The sequence below is a fragment of the Streptomyces sp. NPDC021115 genome, from assembly GCF_044333065.1.
Taxonomy (GTDB): Bacteria; Actinomycetota; Actinomycetes; order Streptomycetales; family Streptomycetaceae; genus Streptomyces.
Window position 1 is genome coordinate 549,170 of sequence record NZ_JBIRQF010000001.1, and the last position, 19,116, is coordinate 568,285.

20 protein-coding genes and 1 pseudogene are annotated in these 19,116 nt (G+C 71.4%); 12 read left to right on the forward strand and 9 right to left on the reverse strand.

Going from position 1 to position 19,116, the window contains the following annotated elements:
- Position 1: 1 nt before the first annotated feature.
- Both ACH4TL_RS02450 and ACH4TL_RS02455 read right to left on the reverse strand, forming a co-directional pair.
- Positions 2-964, reverse strand: a complete 963-nt coding sequence (locus ACH4TL_RS02450; RefSeq protein WP_398313241.1) for a zinc-binding dehydrogenase — start codon at positions 962-964, stop codon at positions 2-4.
- A 174-nt stretch (positions 965-1,138) separates the two neighbouring features.
- On the reverse strand, positions 1,139-2,371 hold the full coding sequence (locus tag ACH4TL_RS02455) for an NADP-dependent malic enzyme (protein ID WP_398313239.1): 1,233 nt from the start codon (positions 2,369-2,371) through the stop codon (positions 1,139-1,141).
- 515 nt (positions 2,372-2,886) lie between these two features.
- On the opposite strand from ACH4TL_RS02455, the gene ACH4TL_RS02460 reads away from it, so the two are divergent.
- From ACH4TL_RS02460 to ACH4TL_RS02470, 3 genes are read left to right on the forward strand one after another with little or no spacing between them, the layout of a single operon-like run.
- Positions 2,887-3,849: an ABC transporter substrate-binding protein gene (locus ACH4TL_RS02460; RefSeq protein ID WP_398313237.1), complete on the forward strand. Its 963-nt coding sequence runs from the start codon at positions 2,887-2,889 to the stop codon at positions 3,847-3,849.
- Between the two features lie 49 nt (positions 3,850-3,898).
- A complete protein-coding gene (locus ACH4TL_RS02465; protein ID WP_398313235.1) occupies positions 3,899-4,837 on the forward strand; it encodes an amino acid ABC transporter permease in 939 nt (312 codons plus the stop codon).
- Positions 4,834-5,595, forward strand: coding sequence for an amino acid ABC transporter ATP-binding protein (locus ACH4TL_RS02470; RefSeq protein ID WP_398313233.1), 762 nt, complete (start codon positions 4,834-4,836; stop codon positions 5,593-5,595). Before ACH4TL_RS02465 ends, ACH4TL_RS02470 begins: the two co-directional genes overlap by 4 nt.
- Positions 5,596-5,695: 100 nt before the next feature.
- Here ACH4TL_RS02470 and ACH4TL_RS02475 read toward each other — a convergent pair whose 3' ends face one another.
- Entirely contained in the window at positions 5,696-6,472 is a 777-nt protein-coding gene (locus tag ACH4TL_RS02475) for a class I SAM-dependent methyltransferase (RefSeq protein ID WP_398313231.1), read from the reverse strand.
- 100 nt (positions 6,473-6,572) lie between these two features.
- On the opposite strand from ACH4TL_RS02475, the gene ACH4TL_RS02480 reads away from it, so the two are divergent.
- On the forward strand, positions 6,573-7,250 hold the full coding sequence (locus ACH4TL_RS02480; protein WP_398313229.1) for a CGNR zinc finger domain-containing protein: 678 nt from the start codon (positions 6,573-6,575) through the stop codon (positions 7,248-7,250).
- Here ACH4TL_RS02480 and sodX read toward each other — a convergent pair.
- Positions 7,175-7,636 (reverse strand): annotated as a pseudogene (gene sodX, locus ACH4TL_RS02485) (nickel-type superoxide dismutase maturation protease); the annotation flags it as partial. The gene ACH4TL_RS02480 and the pseudogene sodX sit on opposite strands and share 76 nt — an antisense overlap.
- A gap of 176 nt (positions 7,637-7,812) precedes the next feature.
- On the opposite strand from sodX, the gene sodN reads away from it, so the two are divergent.
- From sodN to ACH4TL_RS02500, 3 genes are all read left to right on the forward strand, one after another.
- Positions 7,813-8,208, forward strand: a complete 396-nt coding sequence (gene sodN / locus ACH4TL_RS02490; RefSeq protein WP_009715136.1) for a superoxide dismutase, Ni — start codon at positions 7,813-7,815, stop codon at positions 8,206-8,208.
- Between the two features lie 116 nt (positions 8,209-8,324).
- Positions 8,325-10,706, forward strand: coding sequence for a SpoIIE family protein phosphatase (locus ACH4TL_RS02495; protein WP_398313716.1), 2,382 nt, complete (start codon positions 8,325-8,327; stop codon positions 10,704-10,706).
- Positions 10,707-10,812: 106 nt separating this feature from the next.
- Positions 10,813-12,024 (forward strand): serine hydrolase domain-containing protein, encoded by a 1,212-nt coding sequence (locus tag ACH4TL_RS02500; RefSeq protein WP_398313227.1) that lies wholly within the window; start codon positions 10,813-10,815, stop codon positions 12,022-12,024.
- Between the two features lie 12 nt (positions 12,025-12,036).
- Here ACH4TL_RS02500 and ACH4TL_RS02505 read toward each other — a convergent pair whose 3' ends face one another.
- Positions 12,037-13,068: a LysR family transcriptional regulator gene (locus tag ACH4TL_RS02505; RefSeq protein ID WP_398313225.1), complete on the reverse strand. Its 1,032-nt coding sequence runs from the start codon at positions 13,066-13,068 to the stop codon at positions 12,037-12,039.
- A 259-nt stretch (positions 13,069-13,327) separates the two neighbouring features.
- On the opposite strand from ACH4TL_RS02505, the gene snpA reads away from it, so the two are divergent.
- Both snpA and ACH4TL_RS02515 read left to right on the forward strand, forming a co-directional pair.
- Positions 13,328-13,993, forward strand: coding sequence for a snapalysin (gene snpA / locus ACH4TL_RS02510; protein ID WP_398313223.1), 666 nt, complete (start codon positions 13,328-13,330; stop codon positions 13,991-13,993).
- A 232-nt stretch (positions 13,994-14,225) separates the two neighbouring features.
- Positions 14,226-14,435, forward strand: coding sequence for a hypothetical protein (locus tag ACH4TL_RS02515; RefSeq protein ID WP_398313221.1), 210 nt, complete (start codon positions 14,226-14,228; stop codon positions 14,433-14,435).
- A gap of 43 nt (positions 14,436-14,478) precedes the next feature.
- Here the strand turns inward: ACH4TL_RS02515 and ACH4TL_RS02520 are convergent, their stop codons facing one another.
- Both ACH4TL_RS02520 and ACH4TL_RS02525 read right to left on the reverse strand, forming a co-directional pair.
- Positions 14,479-14,940: an STAS domain-containing protein gene (locus tag ACH4TL_RS02520; RefSeq protein ID WP_398313219.1), complete on the reverse strand. Its 462-nt coding sequence runs from the start codon at positions 14,938-14,940 to the stop codon at positions 14,479-14,481.
- 259 nt (positions 14,941-15,199) lie between these two features.
- Complete coding sequence (locus ACH4TL_RS02525) at positions 15,200-15,592, reverse strand: STAS domain-containing protein (RefSeq protein ID WP_398313217.1); 393 nt, start codon at positions 15,590-15,592, stop codon at positions 15,200-15,202.
- A 303-nt stretch (positions 15,593-15,895) separates the two neighbouring features.
- Here ACH4TL_RS02525 and ACH4TL_RS02530 point away from each other — a divergent pair, with 303 nt between their 5' ends.
- The 3 genes from ACH4TL_RS02530 (at position 15,896) to ACH4TL_RS02540 (ending at position 18,084) form a co-directional block, all read left to right on the forward strand.
- The gene (locus ACH4TL_RS02530) at positions 15,896-16,564 is read left to right on the forward strand and encodes an HAD family acid phosphatase (RefSeq protein WP_398313215.1); all 669 of its coding nucleotides are present in this window, start codon (positions 15,896-15,898) and stop codon (positions 16,562-16,564) included.
- Between the two features lie 144 nt (positions 16,565-16,708).
- Positions 16,709-17,647: a beta-ketoacyl-ACP synthase III gene (locus ACH4TL_RS02535; protein WP_398313213.1), complete on the forward strand. Its 939-nt coding sequence runs from the start codon at positions 16,709-16,711 to the stop codon at positions 17,645-17,647.
- A gap of 65 nt (positions 17,648-17,712) precedes the next feature.
- Positions 17,713-18,084: a VOC family protein gene (locus ACH4TL_RS02540; protein WP_398313211.1), complete on the forward strand. Its 372-nt coding sequence runs from the start codon at positions 17,713-17,715 to the stop codon at positions 18,082-18,084.
- Positions 18,085-18,108: 24 nt separating this feature from the next.
- On the opposite strand, the gene ACH4TL_RS02545 is transcribed toward ACH4TL_RS02540, so the two are convergent.
- A complete protein-coding gene (locus tag ACH4TL_RS02545) occupies positions 18,109-18,834 on the reverse strand; it encodes a helix-turn-helix domain-containing protein (RefSeq protein WP_398313209.1) in 726 nt (241 codons plus the stop codon).
- Positions 18,831-19,055, reverse strand: a complete 225-nt coding sequence (locus tag ACH4TL_RS02550; RefSeq protein WP_398313207.1) for a hypothetical protein — start codon at positions 19,053-19,055, stop codon at positions 18,831-18,833. The genes ACH4TL_RS02545 and ACH4TL_RS02550 overlap by 4 nt, the downstream gene beginning before the upstream one ends.
- Positions 19,056-19,116: the final 61 nt, after the last annotated feature.

Here is a 19,116-nt window from a genome sequence, read left to right on the forward strand (position 1 = left end):
CTCAGACGCTCAGCACGACCTTGCCGAACAAGTCACCGCCCGCCATCTTCTCGAACCCCTCGCGGGCCCGGTCCAGCGGCAGCACCGAGTCGATCACCGGCCGCACCCCCCGGGCGGCGCAGAAGCTCAGCAGGTCCTCCAGCTCGTCCTTGCTCCCCATCGTCGACCCGACAACCTTCAGCTCCAGGAAGAAGATCCTGTTCAGCTCGGTGGCCTGCGGGTTGGGGCCGCTGGTGGCGCCCGAGATGACGAGCGTGCCGCCCGGCTTGAGGGACTTCACCGAATGCGACCAGGTCGCGGCGCCGACCGTCTCGATCACCGCGTCCACCCGCCGCGGCAGCCGCTCCCCCGGCTCGTACGCCCCCTCGGCGCCGAGTTCGACCGCCCGCTTGCGCTTGGCCTCGTCCCGGCTGGTGGCGAACATCCGCAGCCCGGCGGCGGCGCCCAGCACGATCGCGGCGGTGGCCACGCCGCCGCCCGCACCCTGCACCAGCACGCTGTCACCGGGCCGGACACCCGCGTTGGTGAACAGCATGCGGTAGGCGGTCAGCCAGGCCGTCGGGAGGCACGCGGCCTCCTCGAAGGACAGCTCCTTGGGCTTGGGCAGCAGATTCCAGCTGGGGACGGTGACCTTCTCCGCGAAGGTGCCCTGGTAGCGCTCGGTGAGGATGGTGCGCGGCTCACGCGGCCCCACGCCGTGACCGCTCTGGCCGATGACCGAGTGGAGGACGACCTCGTTGCCGTCCTCGTCGGTTCCGGCCGCGTCGCAGCCGAGGATCATCGGCAGCGACTCCTCGCCGAGCCCGATCCCGCGCAGCGACCACAGGTCGTGGTGGTTGAGCGAGGCGGCCTTGACGCTGACGGTCGTCCAGCCGGGACGGGCCTCCGGCTCGGGGCGCTCGCCCAGTTCGAGGCCGCTGAGCGGCTGGTCGCGGTCGATACGTGCGGCGTAGGCAGCGAACATGATCCCGACCTTAGGACGCGGCGGCGGACGACGGAACCACGCCGCGATGTGAGTCACACCGCGCCGCTCGCGAAAACGACCGCCCCGAAACATCCGCCCGAAAACGGCGGAGCCGGGCCGCCCTCTGGACGACCCGGCCCCGTTACGCCGGTCGGCTGACCGGACCCCATTGGCTCAGCGGCGCGCCACGCCCTCCGCGCGGGCGGCGGCGGCCACGGCCGCGGTCACGGCCGGGGCGACCCGCTCGTCGAACGGCGAGGGGATGACCTTGTCCGCGCTCAGCTCGTCGGCCACGACGGAGGCCAGCGCCTCGGCGGCGGCGAGCTTCATGCCCTCGGTGATCCGGGAGGCCCGGACCTGGAGGGCACCGGCGAAGATGCCGGGGAAGGCGAGCACGTTGTTGATCTGGTTCGGGAAGTCGCTGCGCCCGGTGGCGACGACGGCCGCGTGCTGGTGCGCGACCTCGGGGTGGATCTCCGGGTTGGGGTTGGCCATCGCGAAGATGAAGGCGCCGGGCGCCATCTTCGCCACCGCTTCCTCCGGCACCGTGCCACCGCTGACGCCGATGAAGACGTCGGCGCCGTCCAGCGCGGTCTCCAGCGAACCGGTCAGCCCGGCCTTGTTGGTGAACCCGGCCAGCTCGCGCTTGACGTCGGTGAGGTCCTCGCGGTCCGGGGAGACGACGCCCTTGCGGTCGCAGACCGCGACGTCTCCGATGCCCGCCTCGGTGAGGATCCGGGCGATGGCCACACCGGCGGCGCCCGCGCCGGAGATGACGGCGCGCAGCTGGCCGAGGGCCCGGTCGGTCAGCTTGGCCGCGTTGCGCAGCGCGGCCAGCGTGACGACCGCCGTGCCGTGCTGGTCGTCGTGGAAGATCGGGATGTCGACGCGCTCCTGGAGCTTGCGCTCGATCTCGAAGCAGCGGGGCGCGGAGATGTCCTCCAGGTTGACGCCGCCGAACGAGGGCGCGAGCCGGACGACGGTCTCGACGATCTCGTCCACGTCCCGGCAGTCGAGCGCGATGGGCACCGCGTCCACGCCGCCGAACTGCTTGAAGAGGATCGCCTTGCCCTCCATCACCGGCAGGGACGCCTCCGGGCCGATGTCGCCGAGCCCGAGGACCGCGCTGCCGTCCGTCACCACGGCCACGACCTGGGACTTCCAGGTGTAGTCATGGACGAGCTCGGGCTGTTCGGCGATCGCGCTGCACACCTTCGCGACGCCCGGCGTGTAGGCGAGGGACAGATCGTCCCGGTCGCGCACGGGCACGGTCGCCTGGACGGCCATCTTGCCGCCGCGGTGCAGCGCGAACGCGGGATCGAAGGGCTCTCCGTCGGTCACTCCGTCGGCTCCTTCGCCGCTGTCGCCTGCATGGTCGCTGCGAGGATTCACCATCTCCGCTGCCACTGTTTTGACCCCTTTGTCGTTTTCTGTCGAGGGTAACCGCCCCAGGTTGGGAGCGGGCGGGCACCGCGTCCGGTGCCGCGGGGCAGATACCTGCCACGCGCACTCACATACGGACGCCGGACGCGTCGCACTCGCGTCCTGAGCCCCGGATGAGGGGTGTAGCCGTCTGTTCTACCGGAAGCATGTGCCCAGAACGAACGGCTTCCGTTGCGGTGGTGTTCGGAAACTTCTCATATCCGTCGGAAGCGGTCGAAGCAGCCTTGAATATGCATGCTGCCGTCACGCGGCATTCGCCACATGATCACAATTTCGTACCGCTCTTCACACCTGGGCTGTACAGCCCGGTGTCCGTTTCCTGTGCACCACGGGGATCGCCCGTTATCCGATTTTGACATGGAACGCCGCACGGTCGTGCCCGTCCGGATGGCAAGATGCCCCAATCACACGAGATCGCGGCACCCACACGCGTGTTCGGCGACCCTCGGACAACCTCTCACCCTGCCGGAGGAACCAGCATGACCGCCAGCTTCACGCGCCGTCGGGTCACCACGAAGTCCCGGACGGCCGCTGTCGGCGCCGTCGCGGTCGTGGGCGCCCTCCTGCTGACGGGCTGTGGCGACCAGACCGACAAGGCGAAAACGGGAGGTTCCGGCAACGCCGCCGAGAAGGGCCCGCTCTTCAGCAAGCTGCCGCAGAAGATCCAGGACGCGGGCGTGGTCAAGGTCGGCTCCGACATCAACTACCCGCCGGTCGAATTCAAGAAGAACGGCAAGGTCATGGGCCTGGACCCGGACCTGGCCGACGCGCTCGGCAAGGTGCTCGGCGTCAAGTTCGAGTTCAACAACGCCACGTTCGACACCCTGCTCTCCGGTCTGCGCTCGAAGCGCTACGACATCGCCATGTCGGCCATGACCGACAACAAGGGCCGTCAGCAGGGCGTCGACCCCGACACCGGCAAGAAGGCTGGCGAGGGCGTCGACTTCGTCGACTATCTGACCGCCGGTGTCTCGATCTACACCAAGAAGGGCGCCGACCAGTCCATCAAGACCTGGGACGACCTCTGCGGCAAGAAGATCGTGGTGCAGCGCGGCACCGTCTCGCACGACCTGGCCAAGGCGGAGTCGAAGAAGTGCGAGAAGAGCGGCAAGAAGGCGATCGGGGTCGAGGCGTTCGGCAATGACACCGAGGCCCAGACCCGGCTGCGCGGCGGCGGCGCCGCCGCGGGGTCCAGCGACTTCCCCGTGGCCGCGTACGCGGTGAAGACCTCCGGCGGCGGCAAGGACTTCCAGCTGGTCGGCGACCAGGTGGACGCCGCTCCGTACGGCATCGCCGTCTCCAAGGACAACACCGAGCTGCGCGACGCCCTCAAGCAGGCGCTCGCCCTCCTCATCGCGAACGGCGAGTACGACAAGATCGTCGCGAAGTGGGGCGTCAAGGACGGCGCGGTCGCCAAGGCCATCATCAACGGCGGCAAGTGATCCCGGCCGACCCTGAAGCTCGCGCGCTCGCGCTGAAAGGCACTCATCCGTGACAACGAAGATCGACAAGGCGGGGCCCGTCGGCACCCCGTCTCCCGCGCCGGAGGACATCAAGGCCATCCCGGTGCGGCACTACGGCCGCTGGGTCTCCGCGGTCGTCGCCATCGCCCTGCTGGCGGCGCTCATCTACGCCTTCGCCAAGGGCGATGTGAACTGGGCCGCCATCCCGGACTACTTCTTCGACAGTGAAGTCCTCAAGGGGGTCCGCAACACCATCTGGATCACCATCCTGTCGATGGTGCTCGGTGTGGCCCTGGGCATCGTCCTGGCCGTGATGCGGCTGTCGAAGAACCCGGTGACGTCCTCCATCGCCTGGGGCTACATCTGGTTCTTCCGCGGCACCCCGGTGTACGTGCAGCTGCTGGTGTGGTTCAACCTGGGGCTGGTCTTCCATTACATCAACATCATGCCGATCTACAAGGACGAGTGGTCGGACTTCATGACCCCGTTCCTGGCCGCCCTGCTGGGCCTCGGGCTGAACGAGGCCGCGTACATGGCGGAGATCTGCCGCGCGGGCATCCAGTCCGTGGACGAGGGCCAGACCGAGGCCGCCCAGGCGCTGGGCATGAGCCACGCCAAGACCCTCCGCCGGGTCGTGCTGCCGCAGGCCATGCGGGTGATCGTGCCGCCGACCGGCAACGAGTTCATCAACATGCTCAAGACCACCTCGCTGGTGATCGCGGTCCAGTACTGGGACCTGCTCCAGGCCACCTCGGAGGTCGGCCAGAACTCCGGCGCCACCGCGGAGATGCTCTTCCTCGCCGCCGCCTGGTACCTGATCCTCACCTCGGTGCTCAGCGTGGGCCAGTACTACCTGGAGCGCTACTACGCGCGCGGCACCTCCCGGAACCTGCCCGCGACGCCGCTGCAGCGCATCCGGGTCAACCTGCTGTCCGGTTCCAACCGCCAGGGAGGCGTGAGCGCATGAACGCCATGGTGAAGGCCGAGGGCGTCCACAAGTCCTTCGGCGCCGTGCAGGTCCTCAAGGGCATCGACCTGGAGGTCGCGCCCCGCGAGGTGTTCTGTCTGATCGGCCCGTCCGGCTCCGGGAAGTCCACCTTCCTGCGCTGCATCAACCACCTGGAGAAGATCAATTCCGGGCGGCTGTACGTGGACGGCGACCTGGTCGGCTACCGGCAGAAGGGCGACAAGCTCTACGAGCTGAAGGACCGCGAGGTCGCCGCGAAGCGCCGCGACATCGGCATGGTCTTCCAGCGCTTCAACCTCTTTCCGCACATGACCGCGCTGGAGAACGTGATCGAGGCGCCGGTGCAGGTCAAGCGGGAGACCAAGGCGGTCGCCCGGGAGCGCGCGCTGAAGCTGCTGGACCGGGTCGGCCTCGCCGACAAGGCGGGCAACTACCCCTCGCAGCTCTCCGGCGGCCAGCAGCAGCGGGTCGCGATCGCTCGGGCGCTGGCCATGGAGCCGAAGCTGATGCTCTTCGACGAGCCGACCTCGGCGCTCGACCCCGAGCTGGTCGGGGACGTCCTCGATGTGATGCGCGGGCTCGCGGAGGACGGCATGACGATGATCGTCGTCACCCATGAGATGGGCTTCGCCCGGGAGGTCGGGGACTCGGTCGTCTTCATGGACGACGGCGTGGTCGTGGAGTCCGGGCTCCCGCGCGAGGTGCTGACCAATCCGCAGCACGAGCGGACGAAGTCGTTCCTGTCGAAGGTGCTGTAGGGAAACGATGCGAGGGCGGTACGGAGCTTCCGGGCTCCGTACCGCCCTCGCGCCGTTCCGCGAGCGCCGTCCACCTGAGCGCCGTCCACCTGAGCGCCGTCTACTTGAGCCCCAGCACCATCGCGTCCGAGACCGAGCACCACACCGGCCGCGCCTCACCGAACCCGGCCTCGCGCAGCGCGTCCGCGTGCCAGCTCGCGGACTGCACCTCGCCGTCCGCGTGGTCGCCGTCCGCCGGATCACCGAAGATCGTGAAGCGCTCGGCGGCGGGCTCCGCGAGCACCGGGTCCGCCGCGGCGGCGGCCCACCAGTCCACCCAGTCCTGGGCGCCCTCGGCCTTGGCCCGGGCCTGCCGCTCCTTGCGGTACGTGCGGTCCGCGTCGTTGAGCCGGGGCGTGTCCGGGTCCGGCATGTGGTCGGCGTTCAGGAACACCCCGCCGTCCCGGAGCACGCCCGCCACCTGGCCGTACAGCGTCCGGAGTTCGTCCGAGCGCAGCCAGTGGAGGGCGGTGGCGGTGAGCACCGCGTCGTAACGGGGGTGCGGCAGCCGCCCGGTCCACTCCGGGTCGCGCAGGTCCACGCTGACGAAGGTGATGCGGCCGTCGCCCGCGAAGTACCCGCGCGCGATGGCCAGCAGCGCGGGGTCCAGGTCGACGCCGGTGCTGGTGGCGCCGGGGAAGCGGCGCAGGGCCCGATCCGAGATACTGCCCGTGCCGCACGCGAGGTCGAGGATTCTCGGCTCCGGTCCCGCCAGCGCCTCGACCGCGTCGAGCATCGCCCGGAACCGCTCCTCACGATCGGGGAGGTACCACTCCTGCTGCCGGTCCCAGCTCCGTTGCCACGCCTGCCAGTCCGCCGCGGCGAGGGTGTCCGTCATCGCGCTCCTCCAAGCCGTAGTCCGTAATACCCTGGCGCATAGAGCGCCCATTACCCGACCTGACCGGACCGACCCTAGACCGCCCTCGTAAGGACCACAAGTGGAACTGGCTTATTACTCGGATCTCGCCGTGCGCCTGGTCAACAGCGAGGAGCCCGCACGCGGCACCGACGCGCTCACCTCGGTCGACGCCGTACGCACCCTCTTCGGCGAGAGCCAGCAGTCGGCCCGGCGCGCCACGGACGCCGATGTCACCCGGCTGCGGTCGGTCCGGGCCCGGCTGCGCGCGGTCTTCGAGGCGGCGGCGGACGGGGACGAGGTGCTGGCGGTGGACCTGCTCAACGCGCTGCTCATCGAGTTCCCGGTGAGCCCGCAGATTTCCGGCCATGAGCTACGGGACGAGGACGGCCGCCCCAACTGGCACATGCACATCGCCGACTACGCCGCCAACGCCAGCGCCGGATTCGCCGCGACCGCCTCCATGGGGCTCGCGTTCCACCTCACCGAACTGGGCGCGGACCGGCTGGGCATCTGCGAGGCCCCGCCCTGCCGCAACGCCTACCTCGATACGTCGACAAATCGATCCCGGCGCTACTGCTCGGACCGCTGCGCCACCCGCGCCAACGTCGCCGCCTACCGCGCCCGTAAACGCCTCGACGCGGGCCGACCGGCCGCCTCCCCGCCCGAGGCGAGCACGGCGCCCCTGGCCCGCGACCGCGACCGCACGGGCCGCACCGCCGACAGCGCCCACGACAGCAGCCCCGCCATCGACCGCTGAGACCGCCGGGACGACTGCCCCCGGCCCCCGGACCGCCCCGGCAGCGGCCGCACCCGCAGCCACGCCCGGGCCACCACCAGCTCGTCCGGTACGACGCCGAACTCCCGGCTGTCGTTCTCCACGTCCGGGTTGTCCCCCATCACCCACCAGCCGCCCTCGCGGCGCTCCACCGCGCGCTTGACGATGAGCAGGTCCTGCCGGAAGGGATGCCGGAGCACCACCACGTCCCCCTGCCGCACGGAGACCCCGTAGCGCACCACCAACTGGTCGCCCGGGTACAGCGACGGCTGCATCGACGGGTTGTACACCTCGGCCAGCCCCATCCGCAGCAGTCCGTGCTGCTCGCGGTCCTTCTCCTGCCCGCGATCGTGCAGCTGCTCCTGCATCACGGCACCTCCGGTCCGTACTCCGTCATCCGCCCCACCATCCCAGGTCAGGCCGCCAGGGCCCCCGGAGTGTCACCGGACTTTTGACCTAAGCCCCCCGGCCCGCCCGAGAAAAGCCTTCCCACACGGAGTAATCTCGCACCTGAGAAGACGATCACGAATGGAAGGACAGCTCTATGCTCTCCCGCCTGTTCGCCCCCAAGGTTCAGGTCAGCGCGCACTGCGACCTGCCGTGCGGCGTGTACGACCCGGCCCAGGCCCGCATCGAGGCCGAGTCCGTCAAGGCCGTCCAGGAGAAGTTCCAGGCCAACGAGGACCCGCACTTCCGTGCCCGCGCCACTGTCATCAAGGAAGAGCGCGCGGAGCTGGCGAAGCACCACGTCTCGGTGCTGTGGAGCGACTACTTCAAGCCCCCGCACTTCGAGAAGTACCCGGAGCTGCACCAGCTGGTCAACGAGACCCTGAAGGCGCTCAGCGCCGCCAAGGGCTCCACCGACCCGGCCACGGGCCAGAAGGCCCTGGACTACATCGCCCAGATCGACAAGATCTTCTGGGAGACCAAGAAGGCCTGACCCGGCCACGGGGCCCACAGGCCCCACCGCCCGCACCCGGACCGCCACCGCGGCCGGGTGCGGTCTTCTTTTACGAGTGCGGCTGTTACGGGTGCGGTCTTCCTTTAACGGCCATACTGGGACACGTGGACGAAGCGCGCGCGGCGCGGGTCACCGTCAGCGGTGACGCCACGGTGACCGGCTGGAACGACGGCGCCCGGCGGCTGCTCGGTTATCGGCCGTCGGAGGTGGTGGGGCGGCCCGCCGCAACGCTGCTCGCCGAGCCCGCCGAGGGCGTGGCCGAGCGGGCCCGGGCGGTGCGGATGCGCTGGCACGGCACGCTGGCGCTGCGCCACCGCGACGGGCGGCGGCTGGAGGTGAGGCTGCTGGCCCACCGCACCGGCGGCGACTGGCTCCTGGTCGCCCCGCTGCCCGCCGACGACGCCTCGGCACCCTCCGAAGCGACGCTCCTGACCTGGGCGTACGCCCAGTCGCCGTGCCCCATGGCGATCTACGACACCGAGCTGCGGCTGCGCAAGGTGAACGCCGAGATGGCGCGCGTCATCGGCCTCCCCGAGGGCGACCTCCACGGGCTGCGGCTCGCGGACGTCGCCGGGACGCTGCGCAGCGAGGGGCTGGAGGCGCTGATGCGGCATGTGCTGCGCACCGGCGAGCGGCGCCACGTGGAGACGTATCCGCGCACCGGCGGCGAGGAGCGCGAGCACGCCTGGTCGGCCCACTTCGCGCCGCTGAAGACCAAGGACGGCCAGGTGCACGGCGTCTGCCTGGCCGCGCACGACATCACCGAGCAGTACCGGGCCCGGCAGCGGCTGCTGCTGCTGAGCGAGGCCAGCGTACGGATCGGCAGCACCCTCGACACCACCCGCACCGCGCAGGAGCTGGCCGATGTGTGCGTACCGCGGCTGGCCGACTTCGTGACCGTCGATCTGCTGGACCGGCTCGACCAGGACGAGGAGCTGCCGCCCGGCCCGCTCACCGGCCCGATCGTGCTGCGCCGCGCCGCCCGGAGGTCGGTCCTGGAGGGGTGCCCGGAGGCGGTGATCGAGCCGGGACAGGTGGACACCTATCCGGAGATCTCACCGATGGCCGGGTGCCTGGTCGCCGGGCGGCCCATCATCTACACCACCGACGACCCCGTCTTCACCGCATGGGTCGCCCTCAAGCCGGCCCGCGGCGCCAAGATCCGGGAGTTCGGCGTCCACTCGATCATGTCGGTGCCGATCCGGGCCAGGGGAACGACCCTCGGGGTGGCCGTGTTCAGCCGCCATCGCCGTCCCGAACCGTTCACCCAGGACGATGTGCTGCTGGCCGAGGAGATCACCACCCGGGCCGCGGTCTGTGTGGACAACGCCCGCCGCTTCACCCGGGAGCGCGACACCGCGCTGGCCCTCCAGCGCAGCCTGCTGCCGCAGGCGGTGCTCCGGCCGTCGGCGGTGGAGGTGGCGTCCCGCTATCTGCCCGCCGGGCCGTACACGGCGGCGGGCGGGGACTGGTTCGACGTGATCCCGCTGTCCGGGGCGCGGGTCGCCCTGGTGGTGGGCGATGTGGTCGGCCACGGCATCCAGGCGTCGGCCACCATGGGGCGGCTGCGCACCGCTGTGCGCACCCTCGCCGATGTGGATCTGCCGCCGGACGAACTCCTCACCCACCTCGACGACCTCGTGATCCATCTGTCCGCGGAGGCCGGGGACGAGGAGACCGCCGGGGACGTCGGCGCCACCTGCCTGTACGCGGTCTACGACCCGGTGTCGCACCACTGCGCCATGGCCGCGGCCGGACATCCCGCACCGGCCGTGGTCACCCCCGGCGGCCCGGTGGAGTTCGTGCCCCTGCCGGTGGGTCCGCCGCTCGGGGTGGGCGGGCTGCCGTTCGAGGTGATGGACCTCGAACTGCCCGAGGACACCGTGCTCGCCCTCTACACCAACGGCCTGCTGGGCGGCTGGGACCGGGACGTGGACGAGGGGCGCGTGCTGCTGTCCGAGGCGCTGGCGCACCCCGCCGCCTCGCTGGAGGGCACCTGCGACTCCGTACTGCGCACGCTGCTGCCCGAGCACGGCGTGCTGGACGATGTCGCCCTGCTGCTCGCCCGGACCCACGCCCTGGACGCGGCGCACGTGGCCACCTGGGACGTGCCCGCCGACCCGGCCTGTGTCGCCCGGTCCCGCCGGGACGTCACCGAGCGGCTGACCGACTGGGGCCTCGACGAGGCGGTGTTCACCACCGAACTGGTCGTCAGCGAGCTGGTCACCAACGCCATCCGGCACGCGATCCCGCCCATCCAGCTGCGCCTGATCCACGACCACTCGCTGATCTGCGAGGTGTCCGACGCCAGCAACACCGCCCCGCATCTGCGCCGCGCCCGCACCTTCGACGAGGGCGGCCGCGGGCTGCTGCTGGTCGCCCAGCTCAGCCGCCGCTGGGGCAGTCGGCAGACCGCGGACGGCAAGACGATCTGGGCGGAGCAGCCGCTGCCCGGCGCGCCTCCCGACCTCGGCTGATCCGCCGCCCGCCGGGCGTTGTCAGTGCCCTGTGGGAGTCTTCACGGGCAGCTCTCACCGGACGAACGCACCGGGTGAACTCTCACCGGACGAAACGGGGACGCTCATGGGCACCGGAGGATTCTCGACCGCGCGGCTGGGCCGCATGCACGACGTCATGGCCCGCCATGTCGACCGGGGCGAGGCGCCCGGGCTCGTCACGGCGCTCAGCAGGCGCGGCGAGACGCATGTCGATGTGATCGGTACGAAGGCGGTCGGCGCGGAGGATCCGATGCGCCGGGACACCATCTTCCGGATCGCCTCGATGACCAAGCCGGTCGTCGCGGCCGCGGCGATGATCCTGGTCGAGGAGTGTGTGCTGCGGCTGGACGACCCGGTGGACCGGCTGCTGCCCGAGCTGGCCGACCGCCGGGTGCTGCGCCGGATCGACGGACCGCTGGAGGACACCGTTCCGGCGGTCCGCCCGATCACCCTGCGCGATCTGCTCACCTTCCGGCTGGGCTTCGGTCTGCTGATGGGCCCGGAGGAGAGCTGTCCGGTGGCGCGCGCCATCCAGGAGCTGGGGGTCGGCGTGGGGATGCCGGACCCGGCCGCGGCACCGGACCCCGACGAGTGGATGCGGCGCCTGGGCACCCTTCCGCTGATGCACCAGCCGGGCGAGAAGTGGCTGTACCACACCGGCTCGCAGGTGCTGGGGGTGCTCATCGCGCGGGCCACCGGCCGCCCGCTGGAGGAGTTCCTGCGGGAGCGGATCTTCGAGCCGCTGGGCATGGCGGACACCGGCTTCCACGTACCGCCGGAGAAGCTCGGCCGCCTGGCCACCTCCTATCTGGCCGACCCCGGCACGGGGAAGCTGGAGCGGTACGACGGGGCCGAGGGCAGCCGGTGGGCCGCCCCGCCCGCGTTCCCGGACGGCGGCGGGGGCCTGGTCTCCACGGTGGACGACTTCCTGGCGTTCGGCCGGATGATGCTGGACCGGGGGCGGTGCGGCGACGGCGGGCGCATCCTGTCCCGGCCGTCCGTGGAGCTGATGACGACCGATCAGCTGACGCCCGCCCAGAAGGCCGTGTCCGGCCTCCTCCCCGGGGCGTGGGACAACATGGGCTGGGGGTTCGGGGTATCGGTGGTCACCGGGCGGGACGGCGTCGCGGCGGTGCCGGGGCGGTTCGGCTGGGACGGCGGGCTCGGCACGTCATGGGCCACGGACCCCGCGGAGGAGATGGTGGCGGTCCTGCTGACCCAGCGCGCGCAGTTCCCGCTGTTCTCCCCGGTGTATCTCGACTTCTATACGCTGGCCTACCAGGCGATCGACGACTGAGGCGGCGAAGCCTCACGCACCGTCCGACGGGCCCGCGAGGCCGATTCCGGCCAGCGGGACCGGCGTACGGGCGTCCCGAATCCTCACCAGCGGGCTGTCGTTGCGCAGCAGCCACTGGCGGTAGGCGTCGCTCCCCCAGGCGATCTCCAGGTACGCGGTCTCCAGGTCGGCGAAGAGCGCGTCGACATCGGCGGAGACGGCCGGAGCACCCGCGTCCGGCGCGCGCGAGGCCAGATACAGCCCGACCGCCAGCGGGTCGCCGTGCAGCGGTCGTACCACCATGCCCGGGCGCGACCGGGCGGTGGGCTGGCAGGGGGCGACGACCTCCCCGGAGGCGACCAGGTCGGCGGCGGTCAGATAGTCCCCGTACACCACCCGCGGGTTCAGCCCGGCGGCGGTGAGGACCCGGCGCAGCCCGAGCCCCTCGCCGTCCCCCGCCGGGTCGACCATCCACTGGTCGTCGGCGAGGTCGCCGAGCCGCACCACCGGTGCGGCGGCGGCCGGATGCGTCTCGGCGAGGGCCACGAACTGCGGTTCGCGGGCCAGCAGCAGCCGGCGCCGCACCCCCTCGGGCATCCGCAGCGGGGCGCCCTCGACCTCGTGGACGAAGGCGGCGTCGAGCTGCCGCGCGGCGACCATCTCCAGCAGCGCGTTCGCGGACACGTCCATGTGGATGGTGGTGTCGGTGTCCGGGAAGCGGGCACGGAGCCTGCGCAGCCATCCGACCACGGCCCGGCTGCCGGTGCTGCCGATCCGCAGGGCTTCGCCCGCGGTCTGCCCGACCTCCAGCCGGACTTCGCTGACCAGGGCGTTCATCTCGGCCACGATGGGCCGGGCCCGGTTCAGCAGGGACCGTCCGAGCGGAGTGGGGCGGCTGCCGGTGACCTCGCGCGAGAACAACCGGCCGCCGACGGTGTTCTCGATGCGCCGGAGCTGTGTCGTCAAAGAGGGCTGGCTCATGCCCAGCTGCCGCGCCGCCTTCCGTAGGCTGCCGGTGTCGGCGATGGCGCACAGCGCACGAAGGTGCCTCACCTCGAGCTCCACGGCGGGAGCATAACCACGCTCTCGCGCGTCACACCAGACACTGAAACCGCGCCAATTCCCCTTTCTAGGGGGCGAGTCGGCGATCATGGGGCATCGTCACGCTCTGTCGGGGGATATGCCGTGGACCTATCGCCGGTTGGCATCTCCGCGCCACGCCGGTTCTCCTCAAGACTCTGCGGCACCAAGAGTTCATCCCAGGGCTCCCGTCGCCGCACCCCACACGGCGGCCGGGGCCCGAGGACGATGAGGAGCCCCCCACGTGACACTTCCCAAGCTGGCGCTGTCCGCGACCCTCGGCCTCGGTCTGGCGGCGAGCCTCGCCGCCGTGCCCGCGTCGGCGGCCACGCCCGACCACAACACCCGCTCCACCACCGCGACCGCCGGTTATGTCCCAGGCGCCGAGAACAAGGCCGACACTGACGCCTTCATCCAGGCCGTGATGAAGTCGGCGCTGGCCAAGCGGGCGAAGTCGCCCAGCCTGACCGCCGCGGTCACCGTCACCTACAGCGCGAGCTCGGCGCCGACCTACAAGTCGGTGATAGCGAGAAGCACCGCGATATGGAACGCGGCGGTGACCAATGTGAAGCTGCGGGAAGGCAGCAGCCCGGACTTCACCTACCGCGAGGGCAACAGCTCCAGCGGTTCGTACGCGAGCACCGACGGACACGGCCGCGGCTATGTCTTCATCGACTACGCACAGAGCCAGCAGTACGACCAGACGCGGATCGTCGCGCACGAGACCGGCCATGTGCTCGGTCTGCCGGACCACTACTCGGGTCCGTGCAGCGAGCTGATGTCCGGTGGCGGCCCGGGGACCTCCTGCAAGAACTCGCAGCCGAACTCCGCCGAGATCAGCCGCGTGAACCAGCTGTGGGCCAACGGCCTGGCCGCCCTGGCGAAGAAGGACCTCGCCAAGGCCCACTGAGCGCCGAGCCACCGCCCACGCCCCTGAGCCACTGATCAGGCCCCGCCGCCCGCACCCGGTCCCCGACGCCGGTGCGGGCGGCCGGTGTTTCCCGGGGACGGTACGCGCGGATCGGCCGCCGCACGCGGGGCGCTCTCGCCACCGTGCGGAGGTACGGTGTATTCACCAAGGTTTCGCGCATTTCGGCCGGAAATTCCTCCAGGCCGGGGCCCGGCCCCAGGGAGGGAACACCATGGAGACCGTCGTCACCGTGGCCGTGATCCTGGCGATGATCGCCGTGGGCGTGCTGGTCATCCACCGGCTCAACGCCCAGACCGGCAACAAGGTCGCGCCCGATCGCCACAGCGACCTCCCGTCCCGCCACCGTCCCCGCTCCCGCCGCCACGGCTGGGGCCGCGGGCGGCCGCACCGGAGCCACGGCGTGGCGCCACCGCGCGTCTGAGGTGTCACCCCCTGTCGAGGCGCCGCTCCCCGCCCGCGCCGCGTCACTCCTCGCCGATCGCGTCCTCCAGCGTGGCCACCGGGCCGAGCACGTCGAGCAGCCCGCCCACCCGCAGGGTGCGCAGGATCAGGGGGTCGTCGCACACCAGCCGCAGCCTGCCGCCGCGCTCGGCCACCCGCCGATGGGCGCGGGACAGCAGCCCAAGACCCGAGCAGTCGAAGAACGTCGTCGGCCGCAGATCGACCACGACCTCCGGCGCGCGGGCCCCGGTGGCGGCGTCCAGCGCCGGGCCGACCTCCGCGAGACCGGCGATGTCGATCTCGCCGTGCAGCGCCACGACCGTGCAACCACCGGCCCGGGAGGTAAGGGCGTACGGGGCCGGACCCGGGTCCGGCAGACGGCATAAGTCACCGGCGGCCGCGTCGGAGCCCGGCGCGGCGTCCGGCGTCGCCTCCGACGTCCCCTGCGGCATGCGTGCGCCACGGGGAGCGCCTTGCTGCGACATCACGAATTCCCCTCGGAACGGCACACTGCCCCCCTTTCACCGTCCTCGGACTCCCGGAAGCGGGCAGAGTGGAGCATCGGGTGCGGTTCCGCCGGGCCCTGGGTGACGTGCAGGCGAGCGTAAGGGGGTGACCGTCGGTTACAGAGAGAGGGACGCGCCATTTCCCAAGGGAAAAACCCTCGTTCGAGTGAAATTCTTTTCTTCCTATTGACGTCTTGTCAGGCGCGCAACGGGGGCGTACCAGCGCCTTTTACGCTTCCTAGGCAAGAACGTCGCCGCTCCCGCCCGCCGTCGCGTTCCCCGCGCCCGCGACCGCCGGTGACAGATCCTCCAGCACCTCGAAGGCGTCCTCCAGCCGGACCATCCGCAGCAGCCGCAGGAACCGCGGATCGACGATGACCAGCCGCAACCGCCCTTCCCGCTCCAGTACACGGTTGCGCAGCCGGCACAGTAACGACAGCCCGGCGCAGTCCAGGAAGGTGACCCGCCGCAGATCCAGCACCAGATCGGGACATCCCGTACGGGCAAGGGAATCGAGCCGTGCGGAGATCCGTCCCGCGGCGAAGATGTCCAGCTCTCCCGCGATCTCAGCGACCGTGACACCGCCCAGCACACGCACACGGACGCCGAAGGCGGGCCGATCATCGAACATGCAAGCCTCCTCGGCAGGGTGGAGGCGCGCGACACCGGAGCTCTGGGGGTGACACGACGTCCGGGCGGGGTGCGTGCACCGCCGGGGATCCAGGCCGGCCCTTCAGTACATGACATACCCATCTATCGGCTGACCAGTCAAAGAACGGCACGGCACGTGTCGTTGGCCTATTTCCGGCCCGGAAAGCCCACCGCGCGCGAATCGTTACTCATCAGTAAACGCAGCGGCCTTCTCATGTCCACCGTCAAACGTGAGCATGCCCCCCGGGCACACACTTCGACACGACGACGAGGGACGGAACCCATGACTGAAGCACGCGTGCGATCACGGCGGCTCGGCGTGACGACGGTGGCCGTGGCCATCGCCATCGGCCTGGGCGGTACGGCCACCACCGCGACCGCCTCGGACGCCACGTCGAGCGCCACCGCCGCCACCACCACCACCGCCACCGGCACCGGCACCGCCACAACCGCCGCCGCGAAGGTCGACTACGAGACCTGGAAGCGCGATGTGCAGGCCGTCATCGACCAGGCCCGGCCCTACGTCGAGCAGCGCACCCAGAACCCCGGGGGCCAGAAGCAGGCCATCGTCCTCGACATCGACAACACCTCGCTGGAGTCGGACTTCAAGTTCGCCTACCCGGCACCCCCCGTGCAGCCGGTCCTCCAGCTCGCCACCTACGCCCACACCCGCGGCGTGGACCTCTTCTTCGTCACCGCGCGCCCGGACATCCTCACCCTGCCCACCAAGTACAACCTGGAGACCGTGGGTTACCCCGTGGCCGGGCTGTACGTACGCGGCCTCCCCGACCTCTTCACCGAGGTCAGCGCGTACAAGACGGCCAAGCGCGCGGAGATCGAGAAGAAGGGCTACACGATCATCGCGAACATCGGCAACAGCCCGACCGACCTGGTCGGCGGCCACGCCGAGAAGACCTTCAAGCTCCCGGACTACGACGGCCAGCTGTCCTGACCCCAGGAGGTCCGAGCGCGGTGGCGGCCATACACCGGAAGGCCGCCGCCGGCGCCTGGGAAGGCCGAAAGCTCCAGATCTCGGGGTGATTCGTTGGCGGCTGCCCATGCCCCGGACGGGGCCTCGGCCCCCAAGACTGGACCGATGACCGGTTCACGCGTACGGGCGCTCGGCCACTACCAGCCCGCCAAGGTGCTCACCAACGACGATCTCGCCGCCATGGTCGACACCAGCGACGAGTGGATCCGCGCCCGGGTCGGGATCCGCACCCGCCATGTGGCACGCCCCGACGAGACGGTGGACGAGATGGCCGCGGCCGCCGCCGCCAAGGCCCTCGCCCACAGCGGTCTCGCCTCCACCGACATCGACATGGTGCTCGTCGCCACGTCCACCGCCATCGACCGCAGCCCCAACATGGCCGCCCGCGTCGCGGCCCGGCTGGGCCTGAACTGCCCCGCCGCCCTGGACATCAACGTGGTGTGCGCGGGATTCACCCACGCCCTGGCCACCGCCGACCACGCGATACGGGCCGGATCGGCCACCGCCGCGCTGGTCATAGGCGCCGACAAGTTCACCGAAGCCGCCGACTGGACCGACCGCTCCACCTGCGTCCTGCTGGGCGACGGCGCGGGCGCGGCCGTGGTGACGGCGGCCGAGGAACCGGGCATCGGGCCGGTGGTGTGGGGTTCGGTGCCCGAGATGGGCAACGCCGTCCGTATCGAGGGCACCCCGCCGCGTTTCGCGCAGGAGGGCCAGTCCGTGTACCGCTGGGCCACCACCCAGCTGCCGCCCATCGCCCGCGACGTGTGCGCCCGCGCCGGGATCGAACCGGCGGACCTGGCCGGTGTCGTGCTCCACCAGGCCAACCTGCGGATCATCGAACCGGTCGCCCGCAAGCTCGGCGCGGTCAACGCGGTGATCGCACGCGATGTCGTGGACTCCGGGAACACCTCCGCGGCCAGCATCCCGCTGGCCCTGTCCAAGCTGGTCGAACGCGGCGAGATCCCCTCCGGGGGCTCGGTGCTGCTGTTCGGCTTCGGCGGCAACCTGTCGTACGGCGGCCAGGTCATCCACTGCCCGTGAGCGCCGCCCGCGCGGTGTCCGATTCGTTCAAGACCGGCGGGTCACGGGCTGCCTACGCTGCCCGCATGACACCACGATTCGACGCGATCGGCCTGGCCACCGCGGACATGGCCGCCGCCCTCGCCTTCTACCGCATGCTCGGCCTGGACATCCCCGCCGAGGCCGACACCGCGCCGCACGCCGAGGCCACCCTGCCGGGCGGGCTGCGCCTGATGTGGGACCGGGCCGAGACCCCACCGCCGGGCGGCCCCGGCCGGATGGAACTGGCCTTCCTGTGCGACGGCCCGGCCGAGGTGGACGCCCTGTACGCCAAGCTCCTGGAAGCGGGCGTACGGGGCGCCAAGGAGCCCTGGGACGCCTTCTGGGGCCAGCGCTACGCGGTCCTCCTGGACCCGGACGGCAACAACGTCGCCCTGTTCGCCCCGCTCCCCGGCTGACGGCCCCGCGAGCCCCGCGGCGGGCTACCGCAGCAGCCCGCCCAGCGGTACGCCCGCCAGCCCCCGCACCTCCCGCGCCAGATGCGCCTGGTCCGCGTATCCGGCCACCACCGCCACCTCCGCGTACGGCAGCCCGCCGCGCGCCAGCTCCAGCGCCCGGTTCAGCCGCAGCACCCGCCCCAGCGTCTTGGGCCCGTAGCCGAAGGCCGCCAGCGACCGCCGGTGCAGCTGCCGCGCGCCCAGGCCCACCGCCCGGGCCACCTCCGCCACGCTCCGCCCGCCCGAGAGCCCCGCGACCACCTCGCCCACCACCGGATCGGCGGGCTCCGTGTCCCGCAGCCGGTCCAGCGCGGCGGCCTCCAGCACCCGCCCCACCTGCCCGCCGAAGGCCCCGTCGGAAGCCCCGTAGAAGGCCCGCTCCGCCAGTCCGCGCACCTCGGCCTCCGGCCAGAGCGCGGCCAACGGCACCCGCTGATCACGCAGTTCACTCGCCGGTACGCCCAGCACCCCGGGCCCCGTGCCCGGGGCGAAGCGCAGCCCCACGGCGCGCGTCCCCGCGGGCCCACCGCCGGCCAGGTGCGCATGGGTGTCGGGCCCGGCGACCAGCAGCCCGCCACCGACCCAGATCAGGTCCGTACAGCCGTCCGGCAGGACCCGCTGCGGTCCGGCCCCGAGGGTGCGGGACCACACCACCGCGCCGCCGCCGAGCCGCGACGCCCGCTCCCGGTAGTCGCCTCCGCCGTCGCTCAAGGGACCTCGCGCAGATACATCGCGCCGCAGGAATGGCAGAAGGGCCCGGAGTCGCCCGTGGCCCACAGGTCCGCCGCCTGCGTCTCGGCGTCCGAGGCCAGCTCGCGGCCGCACATCGCGGTCGTGCCGTTCCCCCGGACCATGTGCCAGATCTTGACCGGCGCGCCCGCCACCCGCCCGGAGCTGCCTTCCTCGTACTCCGCGCGCATCTCGTGCTGCATGGCGCCACACCTCCTGCTACACCACCATGCTCCCGCCGCCACCGGCCCGGCGCCACCCTGG